A 14,248-nucleotide genomic window follows, 5' to 3' on the forward strand; every position below is an offset into this window, starting at 1 on the left:
TCCGGGGGGATGCAGTGATGAGGACAAGTATAGCGATTGCCCCGACGGGGCCCCGATGAGGCCGTTCCGTCCGGGCTGGATCCCGACCCTGGTGGTGCTCGCGCTGCTGCCGGGGTTGATCGCGCTCGGCTGCTGGCAGCTGCGTCGCGCCGATGAAAAACGCGCCTTGCTCGATACCTACACCGCGCGCCAGATCGAAGCGCCAGTGGCCGCCGCGCAATTGCGCCAGTTGCCGGATCCGGCTTTCTACCCCGTGCATCTCTACGGCCGCTTCGACGCCGAGCACAGCCTGCTGCTGGATAACCAGCTGCGCGATGGCAGGCCTGGCGTGGAACTGTTGCAGCCGTTCCACGACCAGGCCAGCGGGCAATGGCTGCTGGTCAATCGCGGCTGGCTGCCCTGGCCGGATCGGCGCGTGCCGGTGCGCTTCGACACCCCCGACCAGCCGCTGGCGCTGGAGGCCTCGGTGTATGTCGCGCCCGGCAAGACGTTCCAGCTCCACCCCGATTCGACCGAAGGCCAGTGGCCGCACCTGCTCACCGCCATCGAACCGACCGCGCTCTGGCAGCAACTGGGGCGGGACGGCTTCGCCCATGAACTGCGCTTGCAACCGGGACCGGCCAGCTATCGGCTGGACTGGCCGGTAGTCGCCATGGGGCCCGAAAAGCACCTGGGCTATGCCGTGCAGTGGTTCGCCCTGGCGACGGCATTGCTGCTGCTCTACCTCTATTTCGGCTGGCATCACAACGACAAGGAGAACCGCCATGGCCGCCGCCACGAGTCCGCTGCACGCACCTGAAGGCCGCAAGGCCCGTGGGCGCCTGCAATTGCTGCTGATCCTGTTCGTCGTGCTCGGGCCGATGATCCTCGCCACCAGCATGTACAAGCTGCAGTTCTGGGTGCCGGACGGGCGCAGTTACCACGGGGTGATGATCGGCAACGGCCTGGGCCGCGCCGATATCGGCATCGATGCCCAGGATGAGCGCTGGCAATTGTTGGTCAGTGCCCCCGAGGCCTGCGCCGAAGACTGTCGGCAGTTGGTGTATCTGGCCCGGCAGATCCAGATCGGCCTGGGCCGCGACGCCAGCCGCGCCAGCCATGCCCTGGCTTCGGCCCAGGCGCTGGATGGCGATTACCAGGGCATGCTCGACCGTGAATACCCGCAGTTGCAGCGCTATCCGCTGGACGCCCAGCGTTACCGGCAAAAGGTTGGCGAGCCCGGCCCGCAGCTGTGGATCGTCGACCCGCACGGCAACCTGGTGTTGCGCTATGACGCCAAGGTCAACGGCAAGCAGGTGCTGGATGACCTGCGTCACCTGCTCAAGCTGTCCAACATCGGCTAGGAGGCCGCCATGGCCAGACCCGGATTCCGCCTCGCTGTGTTCGCCACCCTGCTGGCGCTGCTGGTCGTGCTGCTCGGTGCCTACACCCGGCTGACCCATGCCGGGCTCGGCTGCCCGGACTGGCCGGGCTGCTACGGCTTCATCAGCGTGCCCAAGACCGATGCGCAACTGGCCCATGCCGAGCTGCACTTCCCCGAGCACCCGGTCGAGGAAGCCAAGGGCTGGGCGGAGATGGTCCATCGCTATTTCGCTGGGACGCTGGCGCTGGTGATCGCCCTGCTCGCCTTCCAGGCCGTGCGCCGACATGCCCGAGATGGCCAGCCCTATCGCTTGCCGCTGCTATTGCTGGGCGTTGTGCTGGCCCAGGCGGCGTTCGGCATGTGGACGGTGACCTTGAAGCTCTGGCCCCAGGTAGTCACCGCGCACTTGCTCGGTGGCTTCACCACGGTCAGCCTGCTTTTCCTGTTATCCCTGCGTCTATCCCGGGCCTTTGCGCCTTTGCCGAAACTGCCCCTGAGCCTGCGCCGTATCGCCGCGTTGGCACTGCTGGTGGTGATCGGCCAGATCGCTCTGGGCGGCTGGGTCAGCTCCAATTACGCGGCAGTGGCCTGCATTGACCTGCCCACCTGCCATGGCCAATGGTGGCCGGCGGCGGACTTCAGCAACGGTTTCCACCTCACCCAGCATGTCGGCCCCAACTACCTAGGCGGGCAGCTGGACAGCGATGCGCGCACCGCGATCCACATCAGTCACCGCCTCGGCGCATTGATGGTGATCACGGTGCTGCTGATGCTTAGCTGGAAGCTGCATCGCCATGGCCTGACCGGCCTGGCACGCCTGGTACTGCTGGCGCTGGCGCTGCAGATCGGGCTGGGCGTGAGCAATGTGCTGCTGCACCTGCCGCTGGCCGTGGCCGTGGCCCACAACGCTGGCGGCATCCTGCTGCTGCTGAGCATGGTGCTGGTGAACTACCGCATCCGCGTGGTCGACAAGGTGCGCGTGGGCCATGGCTGGCGCCTGCGGCCGATCACCAGCGCGGGCATTTCCCATCACATGAGGAACGACTCGTGGCGACGCTTCTGAGCACGGATAGCCCGCGCGCCGGTTGGCGCGACTATATGGAGCTGACCAAACCCAAGGTGGTGGTGCTGATGCTGATCACCTCGCTGGTGGGCATGTTCCTCGCCACCCGCGCCGGGGTGGCCTGGAGCGTGCTGCTGTTCGGCAACCTCGGCATCGCCTTGTGCGCGGGTGGCGCGGCGGCGGTCAACCATGTGCTGGACCGGCGCATCGACGCGCTGATGGCCCGCACCCACAATCGCCCGCTGGCCCAGGGCCGGGTCGCGCCGTTGCCGGCCTTGCTGTTCGCCCTGCTGCTGGCCTTGGCGGGCATGGGCCTGCTGCTGGTATTCACCAACGCCCTCACCGCCTGGCTGACGCTGGCCTCGCTGCTGGGTTACGCGGTGCTCTACACCGGCTATCTCAAGCGGGCCACGCCGCAGAATATCGTGATCGGCGGCCTGGCCGGGGCAGCCCCGCCATTGCTGGGCTGGGTGGCGGTGAGCGGGCATGTGAGCGCCGAGCCGCTGCTGCTGGTGCTGATCATCTTCGCCTGGACTCCGCCGCACTTCTGGGCCCTGGCCATCCACCGCAAGGCCGAGTATGCCAAGGCCGATATCCCCATGCTGCCGGTGACCCACGGCGAGCGCTACACCGCCCTGCATATCCTGCTGTATACCCTGATTCTGCTGGCCGTGAGCCTGCTGCCCTATGCCATCCACATGAGCGGCCCGCTGTACCTGGCCTGTGCCCTGGGGTTGGGCCTGCGCTTCCTGCAGTGGGCCTGGGTGTTGTACCGTGGCAGCCGGCCGCACGCGGCGATCGGCACGTTCAAGTACTCTATCGGCTACCTGTTCGCCCTGTTCATCGCGTTGCTCGTTGACCACTACCTGTTGCTGAACCTATGACCCGAACCCAGAAAACTGTCTTTATCCTCGTTGCCCTGGTCGCGCTGATCATGGGCCTGACCGTCAACAAGGTGCTCAACGACCGCGGTCAGTTGAACCCCACCGAACTGATCGACGCCGGCATCATCCTGCTGCCACAGAGCCGCAGCGTGCCGGACGTGAGCATGACCGACCAGAACGGCCAGCCGCTGGCGCTCAATGAACTCAAGGGCAAGTGGTCGTTGCTGTTCTTCGGCTACACCTATTGCCCGGACATTTGCCCGACCACCCTGGCCCAGCTGCGCCAGGTCAAGAGCGAGCTGCCCAAGGAAGCTCTGGAGCGTCTGCAGGTGGTATTGGTGAGCGTCGACCCGAACCGCGACACGCCGAACCAGCTCAAGCAGTACCTGGGCTATTTCGACAAGGATTTCGTCGGGGTGGCGGGGTCGATCGAGGATACCCAGAAGCTGGCCAATGCCTTGAGCATCCCGTTCATTCCGGCCGATACCAGCAAGGCGGGGTATACCGTGGATCACAGCGGCAACCTGGCCATCGTCGGGCCGGATGGGCGTCAGCGCGGGTTCATTCGGGCGCCGTTCAACAACCAGAAGCTGGCGGCGCAGTTGCCGGGGCTGGCCCCGCGATTGGCATTCGGTCCTCGGGCCTGCTGCGCAGGCCATCGCGACACAAGGCCGCTCCTACAGGAGATTGCATTCCTCTGTAGGAGCGGCCTTGTGTCGCGATGGGCCGCAAAGCGGCCCCGGGGATGTCAGCTTAGAACGCTGGCACCACAGCGCCCTTGTACTTCTCGGTGATGAACTGCTTCACCTCGGGCGAGTGCAGTGCCTGCACCAGCTTCTTCACCGCGTCCGCGTCCTTGTTGTCCTCGCGGGTGACCAGGATGTTCACGTACGGCGAATCGCTGCCCTCGATGGCCAGGGCGTCGGTCTGCGGGTTGAGCTTGGCTTCCAGCGCGTAGTTGGTGTTGATCAGGGCGGCATCGACCTGGGTCAGCACGCGCGGGATGGTGGCCGCTTCCAGCTCGCGGAACTTCAGGCCTTTCGGGTTCTCGGCGATGTCCTTTAGGGTCGACAGGATGTTCTTGTTGTCCTTGAGCTTGATCACCCCGGCCTTGTCCAGCAGCAGCAGGGCGCGGCCGCCGTTGGTGGCGTCGTTGGGGATGACCACGGTGGCGCCGGATGGCAGCTCGTCGAGCTTCTTGATCTTGCTCGAGTACACGCCCAGCGGCTCGATGTGCACGCCGGCAACACTCACCAGGTGGGTGCCCTTGGCCTTGTTGAACTCATCCAGGTACGGTTGGTGCTGGAAGAAGTTGGCGTCCAGGCGCTTTTCGGCCACCTGCACGTTCGGCTGGATGTAGTCGGTGAACTCCTTGACCTTCAGCTCCACGCCCTCTTTGGCCAGCTGTGGCTGGACGAACTTGAGGATCTCGGCGTGCGGCACCGGGGTGGCGGCGACGGTCAGGGTCTCGGCGTTGGCCGAGAAGGCCGCGACGGCGGCGACAACAGCAAGCAGCTTCTTCATTGATCACTCCTTGTGAGGGCCGCGACGGCCCCCGAACGGGTCGGCCGGGCCGACCCCATTGGGGTTACTTACGGGAATAATGCACGACCAGCTTGTCGCCGATCATCTGCAGCACCTGGACCAGGATCACCAGCAGTACCACGGTGACGATCATCACGTCGGTCTGGAAACGCTGGTAGCCGAAACGAATCGACAGGTCGCCCAGGCCACCGGCGCCGACCACGCCGGCCATGGCGGTGTAGGACACCAGGGTGATGGCGGTCACGGTGATGGCGGCGATGATGCCCGGCATCGCTTCAGGCAGCACGGCCTTGAAGATGATCTGGCGGGTGGTGGCGCCCATCGACTGAGTGGCTTCGATGATGCCCCGATCGACCTCGCGCAGCGCGGTTTCCACCAGGCGCGCGAAGAACGGCGTGGTGCCCACCACCAGTGGCGGGATGGCGCCGGCGACGCCCAGCGAGGTCCCGGTGATCAGTACCGTGACCGGGATCATCACGATCAGCAGGATGATGAACGGCACCGAGCGCACGATGTTGACGATGGTCGCCAGCACGGCATAGAACTTGGTGTGCTCGAACATCTGCCGCGGGCTGAACAGGAACAGCACCACGCCCAGGGGCAGCCCCAGCAGCACGATGAACACCAGCGAGGTGAACAGCATGACCATGGTGTCGTTGGTCGCTTGCCAGATCTCGACCCAGTCGACGTTGGCGAAGTAGTTCAGGATATCCATCAGCGCAGTACCTCCATATGTACGTCAGCCGCCGTGAAGCGGGCGAACGCCGCTTCCATGTCGCCACCCATCAGAGCGAGGGTCAGCTGGCCATAAGGAATGTCCTTGATGCGGTCGATGCGCCCGGCCAGGATGCTGTAGTCCACCCCGGTCTCGCGGGCCACGGTGCCCAGCAGTGGCGCGTAGGTGGCGTCACCCTGGAAGGTCAGGCGCACGATGCGCCCCGGTACGTGGGCGAAGTCGTCGCGTTGCTCGTTTTCGTCGACCTGCTCGTCTTCCTGGACGAAGCGCTTGGTGGTGGCGTGCTGCGGGTGCAGGAACACCTCGGCCACCGGGCCTTGCTCGACGATCTGCCCGGCATCCATCACCGCCACGCGGTCGCAGACCCGGCGAATCACGTCCATTTCATGGGTGATCAGCACGATGGTCAGCTTCAGCTCGCGGTTGATCTCCGCCAGCAGTTGCAGCACCGAGGCGGTGGTTTGCGGATCGAGGGCACTGGTGGCCTCGTCGCACAGCAGGATCTTCGGGTTGGTGGACAGGGCGCGGGCGATGCCGACGCGCTGCTTCTGCCCGCCCGACAGTTGGGCCGGATACTTTTTGGCGTGGTCCTGCAGGCCGACGCGGGCGAGCAGTTCGGTCACGCGCTTGTCGATCTGCGCGCGCGGCAGCTCGCCGGCCAGCACCAGGGGCAAGGCGACGTTGTCGGCGACGGTCTTGGAGGCCAGCAGGTTGAAGTGCTGGAAGATCATCCCGACCTGCTGGCGGAAGCTGCGCAGCTGATTGGCGTCGAAGGCGGTGACGTCTTCGCCGTCGACGACGATCTTGCCGCCGGAGGGCTCCTCGAGGCGGTTGATCAGGCGCAGCATGGTGCTCTTGCCGGCGCCGGAGTGGCCGATCAGGCCGAACACCTGGCCATCTTCGATGGTCAGGCTGGTCGGGTTCAGGGCCGGGATATCCCTACCGGCGACGCGGTAGGTCTTGTGGACGTTTTGAAACTCGATCACTGAGCGAACCTTGTGGGGCGCATGGAAATTGGGCTGGCGGTGTGCCGGGGTGGCGCATTTTAGCCTTTTTCGATAGCGGTACTTATCACTTATTTCCGATTGATCCAACTCGCCGGGCATAACGCGACAACCGGTAATCCAGATTGAACGCTCGCCGCGACGCCTCAGTCACTACTTCAACCAGCCCCCAGGGGCAGCCTGAAGACTGATGAGGAGAGCCGGACATGGCCAGCAAGAACACGCCGGAACCACGCGCAAGCCAGGTGGCGGGCACCCAGACACCCGATCGGGCCAACACCAACGCCAAGTTGCAGAGTCTGGAACACTTCCGCAGCGACGCCAGCGGCCAGGCGCTACGGACCAACCAGGGGGTGAAGGTTGCCGACAATCAGAACAGCCTCAAGGCCGGAGCCCGTGGGCCCTCGCTGCTCGAAGACTTCATCATGCGCGAGAAGATCACCCACTTTGACCACGAGCGCATCCCCGAGCGCATCGTTCATGCCCGTGGCACCGGGGCTCACGGCTATTTCCAGAGCTACGGCTGTCACGCCGAACTGACCAAGGCCGGTTTCCTCCAGGACCCGGACGCCATCACCCCGGTGTTCGTGCGTTTTTCCACCGTGCAGGGGCCGCGCGGCTCCGGCGACACGGTGCGTGACGTGCGCGGCTTTGCGGTGAAGTTCTACACCGACGAGGGCAATTTCGACCTGGTCGGCAACAACATGCCGGTTTTTTTCATCCAGGATGCCATCAAGTTCCCGGACTTCGTTCACGCGGTGAAGCCTGAACCGCATAACGAGATGCCCACCGGCGGCTCGGCCCACGATACGTTCTGGGACTTCGTTTCGCTGGTGCCGGAGTCGGCGCACATGGTGATCTGGGCCATGTCCGACCGTGCCATCCCGCGCAGCCTGCGCATGATGGAAGGCTTTGGCGTGCATACCTTCCGGCTGATAAACGCCGACGGCGTGGCCAGTTTCGTCAAGTTCCACTGGAAGCCGCGCCAGGGCGTGCACTCGGTGCTGTGGGACGAAGCCCAGAAGCTGGCCGGCAAGGACGCCGACTACCACCGTCGCGACCTATGGGATGCGATCGAGACCGGGCACTACCCGGAGTGGGAGCTGGGCGTGCAGATTGTCCCCGAGGCCGACGAGCACAAGTTCGAGTTCGACCTGCTCGACCCGACCAAGCTCATCCCCGAGGAGCTGGTGCCGGTGACGCCGCTGGGCAAGATGGTGCTCGACCGCAATCCGGATAACTTCTTCGCCGAAGTGGAGCAGATCGCCTTCTGCCCGGGGCATATCGTGCCGGGCATCGACTTTACCAACGACCCGTTGCTGCAAGGCCGGCTGTTCTCCTATACCGATACGCAGATCAGCCGCCTGGGTGGGCCGAACTTCCACGAAATCCCCATCAACCGGCCGATTGCCGCCAACCACAGCAGCCAGCGCGATGCCATGCACCGCATGACCATCGACAAGGGGCGTGCGTCCTACGAACCCAATTCGATCGATGGCGGCTGGCCGAAGGAAACTCCGCCGGCTGCGCGCGATGGCGGTTTCGAGAGTTACCAGGAGCGTATCGATGCGCACAAGATCCGCCAGCGCAGCGAGTCGTTCGGCGATCACTTCTCCCAGGCGCGGCTGTTCTTTCACAGCATGAGCGCCAGCGAGCAGCAGCACATCATCAAGGCCTACAGCTTCGAGCTGGGCAAGGTGGAGCGTGAGGAGATTCGTGCCCGGGAGGTGAACGAGATCCTGGCCAACATCGATCTCAAGCTGGCGGCGGCGGTGGCGGCCAACCTCGGGCTACCCGTGCCGAAGGCCGGGACGGTCAAGGTCAAGGACAGCAAGCCCGGCCAGTCCAAGGCCTTGAGCCAGATGAACCACCCCGGTGATATCGGCATCAGCGGGCGCAAAGTTGCTGTTTTGGTGGCCGATGGCGTGGACGCGGCGAGCGTCGACAAGGTGGTCAAGGCGCTAGAAGCGCAACGTGCGCGGCCGATGCTGCTGGGGCCGACTTCGGCGGCGGTGAAAACTGCCGATGGCAAGGCGCTTGCGGTGGATGCATCGATGGAGGGCATGCCGTCGGTGATGTTCGACGGGGTCTGGGTCCCAGCGGGCAAGGCATCGTTGCAAGCATTGGAGAGCAGTGGCGTGGCCAAGCACTTCCTGCTCGAGGCCTACAAGCACCTCAAGCCCATGGGGTTGGCGGTGGATGCCAAGCTGCTGCTGAACAAGCTGGGGTTGCAGGAGGATGCTGGATTATTGCTGGGCGATGATCGGAAGACGTTCGAGGCCTTCTTCAAGGCGGTCGAGGGGCATCGGGTGTGGGCGCGGGAGGCGGCGGTCGAGGCTATTCCTGCATAAGCAAGGCCGCTCCTACAGGGATTTCGCGGTCACCTGTAGGAGCGGCCTTGTGTCGCGATGGGGCGCGCAGCGGCCCCGAAAAATCTCACTTCAGGTGGGGAACCAGCACCACCTGAGCCGGCAGCGAACGCTGGATCTCATGGGTCTGCTGCAACGCGAAGCCGCTGTCGAGCTTGCGCACGCGTTTCTCCAGCAGGGTCTTGAGCCACGGCGCGTCCTGGGTGCGCGGCACCTGGAAGACCACCTCGCACTGGTAGTTCACCACGTCGGCGGCGATGTCATCGAGCTGGCGACGCAGGGCGCGGCTGTCGGTGGTCTGCAGCGCCACCACGGTAGACGGCGCGGCCGGGTCGATCAGGCGTGCCTTGGGCTTGGCTTCGGCGGCCTTGAGTGCGGCCTCGGCCTTTTCCAGTTCGGCCTTGCGTGCCTGGGCCATGGCGTCACCACCGGTCAGCGCGGGCGCTTGCGGCATCAACGCACGGGCACGGGCCAGGGCGGTGGCGGCAGCGTTCACATCGCCCTTTTGCAGCACGATCTGGCTGCGTTGCAGATAGGCTTCGGCCAGCTGGCGCTGGTGCGGCTCGACCCGCGGATCGTTTGGAGCCTGCGCCTGCAGCGCGGCCAACTGGTCCTCGGCGGTGGCCAGCTCGCTGCTGGCGATGCTTTGTTCCAGCTGCTGCCAGGCATCCGGTTGAGCAGGCGCGCTCGGCTGTTCTGCCGGGGTGCTGGAGCACGCAGCCAGGAACAGGGAAAACGCGGCAACAAGCAGATAACGTGAGGCGAACGGCTTCATTCCTGCGACTCTCTATTTGCGCAAAAAGCGAGCAAGTCTACACCCAGGTGCGCACGCTCGAAAACAAGTCCTACAGACCTGCAACCGGTGAAAAGGTTGCAGGATGCGCTTGCGCGCATCCAGATATTTCAGCGTTTGGGCAACGCCAGGCTCAGCAAGAATAGCACTGCCGCGCAGACCACGATCGACGGTCCGGCCGGGGTGTCCTTGAACCACGACAGCGCTAGGCCGCCGCACACTGCGGTAACACCCAGCAGGCTGGCGCCCAGGGCCATCTGTTCCGGCGAGCGGGCGTGACGTTGTGCCGCGGCGGCCGGAATGATCAGCAACGAGGTGATCAGCAGCACGCCGACGATCTTCATCGCCACCGCGATCACCACCGCGATCAGCAGCATCAACGCCAGGCGCAGGCCCGCCACCGGCAGGCCCTCGACCATGGCCAGCTCTTCGTGCACGGTCACGGCCAACAGCGGTCGCCAGAACACGGCCAGCAGCACCAGCACCAAGGCGCTGCCGCCAAGGATCCAGGCCAGGTCCGTGGTGCTGATCGCCAGCAGGTCACCGAACAGGTAGGCCATCAGGTCGATGCGCACGTCGTGCATGAAACTCAGCACCACCAGGCCCAGCGACAGGGTGCTGGGGGCCAGAATGCCAAGCAGGGTGTCCGAGGCCAGCGGCTGGCGCTGTTGCAGGGTGACCAGCAGGATCGCCAGCAACAGGCAGCCAACGGTCACCGCCAGTGCCGGGCTGACGTCCAGGGCGAAGCCCAGGGCCACGCCCAGCAGCGCGGCATGGGACAGCGTGTCGCCGAAATAGGCCATGCGCCGCCACACCACGAATGAACCCAGCGGGCCGGCCACCAGCGCCAGGGACAAACCGGCAAGCAGGGCGTAGAGAAGAAAATCAGCCATGCTTGCAGTGCTCTCCGTGGACATGGGCGCCGGGGGCGATCACGGCGCCATGCAGGTCGTGACTGTGATCGTGATGATGATGGTAGACGGCCAGGCTTGGGGCGTTCTGGCCGAACAGCTCGACGAAGGCCGGGTCGTTGCTGACCTGCTCGGGGTGGCCTGAGCAGCACACGTGGCGGTTGAGGCAGACCACCTGGTCGGTGGCGCTCATCACCAGGTGCAGGTCATGACTGACCATCAGCACGCCGCAGCCGTGGCGGTCGCGCAGGCGGGTGATGAGGTTGTACAGCTCGGTCTGGCCGACCACGTCGACGCCTTGCACCGGCTCGTCCAGCACCAGCAACTCGGGCGCGCGCAGCAGGGCGCGGGCCAGCAGCACGCGCTGCATTTCGCCGCCGGAAATGGTCTGGATCGGGCTGTCGATCACCTGCTCGGCACCGACCTCCTGCAACGCCGACAAGGCGGCCGCGCGATCCACGCCGGGTACCAGGCGTAGGAAGCGCAGCACCGACAAGGGCAGCGTGGCGTCTACCTGGATCTTCTGCGGCATGTAGCCGATGCGCAGCTTCGGCTTGCGCCAGACCTTGCCACGGTGCGGCTTGAGCAGGCCCAGCACGGCGCGCACCAGGGTGGTCTTGCCGGCGCCGTTGGGGCCGATCAGGGTGACGATCTGCCCGGGGGCGACCGACAGGTCGATGCTGTCGAGCACCGCCTCGCCGCCGAAGCTGACGCCGACCTGCTCGAGGCGGATCAGGGCGTCGCTCATGCCTTGCCCCGGCAGTTGCCGCACAGGCCGACCACTTCGACGGTCTGGGTCTCGACGGCGAAACCCACGGCCTTGGCGCTGTCGACGATGGCGTTGCTGATGCTGTCCTGTTCCAGCTCGATGGCCACGTGGCAGGCGCGGCAGATCAGGAACTGGCCCTGGTGCGCGTGCTCGGGGTGGCTGCAGCCGATGAAGGCGTTGAGCGAGGCGATGCGGTGCACCAGGCCGTTGTCGAGGAGGAAGTCCAGGGCGCGGTACACGGTGGGCGGCGCGGCGCGGCGGCCATCCTGCTCGCTGAGCACGGCGAGGATGTCGTAGGCGCCCAATGGCTTGTGGCTCTGCCACACCAGCTCCAGCACCCGCCGGCGCAGGGCGGTCAGGCGCAGACCCTGGCGGTTGCACAGCGCATCGGCCTCGGCCAGCGCGCTGTGGACGCAATGGGAATGATCGTGGGGGCGGTGGGCCAGTGGCGTGATGGACATGGGCAGCGACGGTTCTGGATGGAGACGTTATTATGTTACCTGTTTCTGACGACCCGAGTATCCACCGTGTCCCGATTCCTTGCCCTGTTTGTCGCTTTCATCGCTGTTTCGGCCAACGCCGACGTGCGTGTGCTGACCAGTATCAAGCCTCTGCAGCAGATCGCCGCCGCCGTCCAGGACGGTGTCGGCAGCCCCGATGTGCTGCTGCCGCCAGGCGCCTCCCCGCATAACTACGCGCTGCGCCCGTCCGATGTGCGCAAGGTCGGCGATGCCGACCTGCTCTACTGGATCGGTCCGGACATGGAAGGTTTCCTGCCCCGGGTGCTGGGCAACCGTGCCAAGCCGACCGTGGCCGTGCAGTCGCTGGCGGGCATGCAACTGCGTCACTTTGGCCAGGACAGCCATTCCCATGACGAGGACGACCACGACGATCACGACCATGACCACCGCCCGGGCAGCCTCGATGCGCACCTGTGGCTGTCGTCGGTGAATGCCCGGGTGATCGCGACGCAGATGGCCGGCGACCTGGCGGCAGCCGATCCGGCCAACGCCACGCGTTACCAGGCCAACCTGAAACAGTTCGTCGAGCGCCTGGATGCCCTTGACCTGCGCATCAAGCAGCGCGTGGCAGGCATCGCCGGCAAACCGTACTTCGTGTTCCATGAGGCGTTCGACTACTTCGAGGCGGCCTACGGCCTGAAGCACACGGGCGTGTTCAGCGTGGCGTCCGAAGTGCAGCCGGGCGCGCAGCACGTGGCCGCGATGCGCAAGCGTCTGCAGGAAGTGGGCAAGACCTGCGTGTTCAGCGAGCCGCCACTGCGCCCGCGCCTGGCCGAGACGTTGACGGCGGGGTTGCCGGTGCGTTTGGCGGAGCTGGATGCGCTGGGGGGCAGCGATAGGGTGGATGCCAAGGGTTATGAGCGCTTGCTGGAGAAACTGGGCAGTGACCTGAGCGGTTGCCTGGAAAAGCTCTAGCGCCAGGGCTGGCCCTTTCGCGGGTAAACCCGCTCCCACAGGTTGTGGGAGCGGGCGCGGTTACAAGGCGAACGGCAGCTTCAGCGCCACCTGCTGGCGCTGCGCCAGGCGCACCTCGAACTCGCTCGGGTCATGGATCATCACATCCATCCCGGCAAATGCCTGCGCCGCGATCAAGCGCGACAGCCAGAAGCGCACGCACGCCACGCGCAGTATCACCGGCCACAGCTCGGCCTCGGCGGCGGTGAATGGCCGTAGCGCCGCATAGGCACCCAGCAGCGCCTGGGCGCGTGGCAGGTCGATGCCGCCCTGCTCGTCCAGGCACCAGTCGTTCACGGTGATGGCGATGTCATACAGCATCGGCCCGGAGCAGGCGTTGTAGAAGTCGATCAGCCCGGTCAGGTGGGTGCCTTCGAACATCACGTTGTCGCGGAACAGGTCGGCGTGCAGGTTGGCCTTGGGCAGGGCGAGGATCTGCGCCTTGTGCGCGCGGATCTCGTCCAGTGCCGGGGTCAGCAGCGCCGCCTGTTCGGTGCTCAGGCCCGGCAACAGCTCGGCGCCAGCCTCGAGCATCCACTCCAGGCCACGGTCGGTGCGGCGCTCGAGCATTCGCTCGCGGGTGGCCAGGTGGATATGCGCCTGGAGTTCGCCGACCTGGGCGCAATGCTGGTTGTTCGGTGCCTTGACGTGTTTGCCCGACAGCCGCGGTTGCAGCAGCGCCGGCTTGCCGCACAGCTCGCGCAGGCCTCGGCCGTCGCGGTCACGCACGGCGTAGGGCACAGGCATGTCGGCCTCGTGCAGCACGTCGAGCAGGTCGATGAAGAACGGCATGTCTTCGGCCGGCCCGCGCTCGATCAGTGTGAGGACGAACTCCCCTTTTTCCAGGCTGACGAAAAAGTTGCTGTTCTCGGTACCGGCGGCGATGCCCTGGAAATCAAGCAGGCGGCCCAGCTCGTACGGCGCCAGAAAGGTTTCCAGCTCAGGCCGGGACACAGGGGTGAAGACTGACATGTTGAAGAATTGCCCATGCGGGCACCTCCGCCCGGAAGTGCCTGGTTGATAAGAACGATACGCGTTACTAGCTTACCACTCGAAGATCTTCCAGGACGGAATCAGCATGTCCGGCTGGTCGGAACGAATGAAATTGCCTTCGGAGCCATCGGCGCGTACCAGGAAATAAGGCTTGCCGCCTTTCGGCGTGACCTTGATCGCATACAGGAAACCGTTCTGCCGGTACTCCTGGATGGTTTTGTCGCCTTCCGTGCGAATGGTTACATCGGGATCGGCCGATGGGGCTTCGTCCGCCGCCAGGGTGACGGCTGGCATGGTGGCCAGCAGACCGAGCAGTAACAGGCGATTGAGTGTGCGCATGATA

15 protein-coding genes and 1 pseudogene are annotated in these 14,248 nt (G+C 65.3%); 7 read left to right on the forward strand and 9 right to left on the reverse strand.

The window, feature by feature from the left end; genetic code table 11:
- Positions 1 to 55: 55 nt before the first annotated feature.
- The 5 genes and pseudogenes from HU772_RS00350 to HU772_RS00370 all read left to right on the forward strand — a co-directional run.
- On the forward strand, positions 56 to 799 hold the full coding sequence (locus HU772_RS00350; RefSeq protein ID WP_186652754.1) for an SURF1 family protein: 744 nt from the start codon (positions 56 to 58) through the stop codon (positions 797 to 799).
- On the forward strand, positions 765 to 1,343 hold the full coding sequence (locus HU772_RS00355; RefSeq protein ID WP_186652752.1) for a PA_0111/PP_0108 family redox-active disulfide protein: 579 nt from the start codon (positions 765 to 767) through the stop codon (positions 1,341 to 1,343). The genes HU772_RS00350 and HU772_RS00355 overlap by 35 nt, the downstream gene beginning before the upstream one ends.
- 9 nt (positions 1,344 to 1,352) lie before the next feature.
- Positions 1,353 to 2,426: a COX15/CtaA family protein gene (locus HU772_RS00360; protein WP_186652750.1), complete on the forward strand. Its 1,074-nt coding sequence runs from the start codon at positions 1,353 to 1,355 to the stop codon at positions 2,424 to 2,426.
- A 35-nt stretch (positions 2,427 to 2,461) separates the two neighbouring features.
- Positions 2,462 to 3,310, forward strand: coding sequence for a heme o synthase (gene cyoE, locus HU772_RS00365; protein WP_189664856.1), 849 nt, complete (start codon positions 2,462 to 2,464; stop codon positions 3,308 to 3,310).
- A pseudogene (locus HU772_RS00370) lies at positions 3,307 to 3,933 on the forward strand (SCO family protein); the annotation flags it as partial. The gene cyoE and the pseudogene HU772_RS00370, both read left to right, overlap by 4 nt.
- A 130-nt stretch (positions 3,934 to 4,063) precedes the next feature.
- On the opposite strand, the gene HU772_RS00375 reads toward HU772_RS00370, so the two are convergent.
- The 3 genes from HU772_RS00375 to HU772_RS00385 all read right to left on the reverse strand — a co-directional run bounded on the left by HU772_RS00375 (position 4,064) and on the right by HU772_RS00385 (position 6,577).
- Positions 4,064 to 4,834 (reverse strand): MetQ/NlpA family ABC transporter substrate-binding protein, encoded by a 771-nt coding sequence (locus HU772_RS00375; protein WP_186652745.1) that lies wholly within the window; start codon positions 4,832 to 4,834, stop codon positions 4,064 to 4,066.
- 64 nt (positions 4,835 to 4,898) lie between these two features.
- Positions 4,899 to 5,570 (reverse strand): methionine ABC transporter permease, encoded by a 672-nt coding sequence (locus HU772_RS00380; RefSeq protein ID WP_186652743.1) that lies wholly within the window; start codon positions 5,568 to 5,570, stop codon positions 4,899 to 4,901.
- Positions 5,570 to 6,577, reverse strand: coding sequence for a methionine ABC transporter ATP-binding protein (locus HU772_RS00385; protein ID WP_186652741.1), 1,008 nt, complete (start codon positions 6,575 to 6,577; stop codon positions 5,570 to 5,572). Before HU772_RS00385 ends, HU772_RS00380 begins: the two co-directional genes overlap by 1 nt.
- 224 nt (positions 6,578 to 6,801) lie before the next feature.
- Here HU772_RS00385 and katE point away from each other — a divergent pair, with 224 nt between their 5' ends.
- The gene (gene katE, locus HU772_RS00390; RefSeq protein WP_186652740.1) at positions 6,802 to 8,946 is read left to right on the forward strand and encodes a catalase HPII; all 2,145 of its coding nucleotides are present in this window, start codon (positions 6,802 to 6,804) and stop codon (positions 8,944 to 8,946) included.
- 85 nt (positions 8,947 to 9,031) lie between these two features.
- On the opposite strand, the gene HU772_RS00395 is transcribed toward katE, so the two are convergent.
- The 4 genes from HU772_RS00395 to zur form a co-directional block, all read right to left on the reverse strand.
- Positions 9,032 to 9,739: a PA5502 family lipoprotein gene (locus tag HU772_RS00395; RefSeq protein ID WP_186652736.1), complete on the reverse strand. Its 708-nt coding sequence runs from the start codon at positions 9,737 to 9,739 to the stop codon at positions 9,032 to 9,034.
- A 128-nt stretch (positions 9,740 to 9,867) separates the two neighbouring features.
- Positions 9,868 to 10,650: a zinc ABC transporter permease subunit ZnuB gene (gene znuB / locus HU772_RS00400; RefSeq protein WP_186652735.1), complete on the reverse strand. Its 783-nt coding sequence runs from the start codon at positions 10,648 to 10,650 to the stop codon at positions 9,868 to 9,870.
- Positions 10,643 to 11,416 carry a zinc ABC transporter ATP-binding protein ZnuC gene (gene znuC, locus HU772_RS00405; RefSeq protein ID WP_186652734.1) on the reverse strand — a complete coding sequence of 258 codons (774 nt, stop codon included), beginning with the start codon at positions 11,414 to 11,416 and terminating at the stop codon, positions 10,643 to 10,645. The genes znuB and znuC overlap by 8 nt, the downstream gene beginning before the upstream one ends.
- On the reverse strand, positions 11,413 to 11,898 hold the full coding sequence (gene zur, locus HU772_RS00410) for a zinc uptake transcriptional repressor Zur (RefSeq protein ID WP_134689051.1): 486 nt from the start codon (positions 11,896 to 11,898) through the stop codon (positions 11,413 to 11,415). The genes znuC and zur overlap by 4 nt, the downstream gene beginning before the upstream one ends.
- Positions 11,899 to 11,916: 18 nt before the next feature.
- Here zur and HU772_RS00415 point away from each other — a divergent pair, with 18 nt between their 5' ends.
- A complete protein-coding gene (locus HU772_RS00415) occupies positions 11,917 to 12,873 on the forward strand; it encodes a zinc ABC transporter substrate-binding protein (RefSeq protein ID WP_189664849.1) in 957 nt (318 codons plus the stop codon).
- A 60-nt stretch (positions 12,874 to 12,933) separates the two neighbouring features.
- On the opposite strand, the gene HU772_RS00420 is transcribed toward HU772_RS00415, so the two are convergent.
- Positions 12,934 to 13,884, reverse strand: coding sequence for a homoserine kinase (locus HU772_RS00420; RefSeq protein ID WP_186652725.1), 951 nt, complete (start codon positions 13,882 to 13,884; stop codon positions 12,934 to 12,936).
- A 72-nt stretch (positions 13,885 to 13,956) separates the two neighbouring features.
- Entirely contained in the window at positions 13,957 to 14,244 is a 288-nt protein-coding gene (locus tag HU772_RS00425; RefSeq protein WP_186652723.1) for a DUF2782 domain-containing protein, read from the reverse strand.
- Between the last annotated feature and the right edge of the window lie 4 nt (positions 14,245 to 14,248).

Source organism: Pseudomonas xantholysinigenes (genome assembly GCF_014268885.2).
In the GTDB taxonomy this organism is placed as follows: Bacteria; Pseudomonadota; Gammaproteobacteria; order Pseudomonadales; family Pseudomonadaceae; genus Aquipseudomonas; species Aquipseudomonas xantholysinigenes.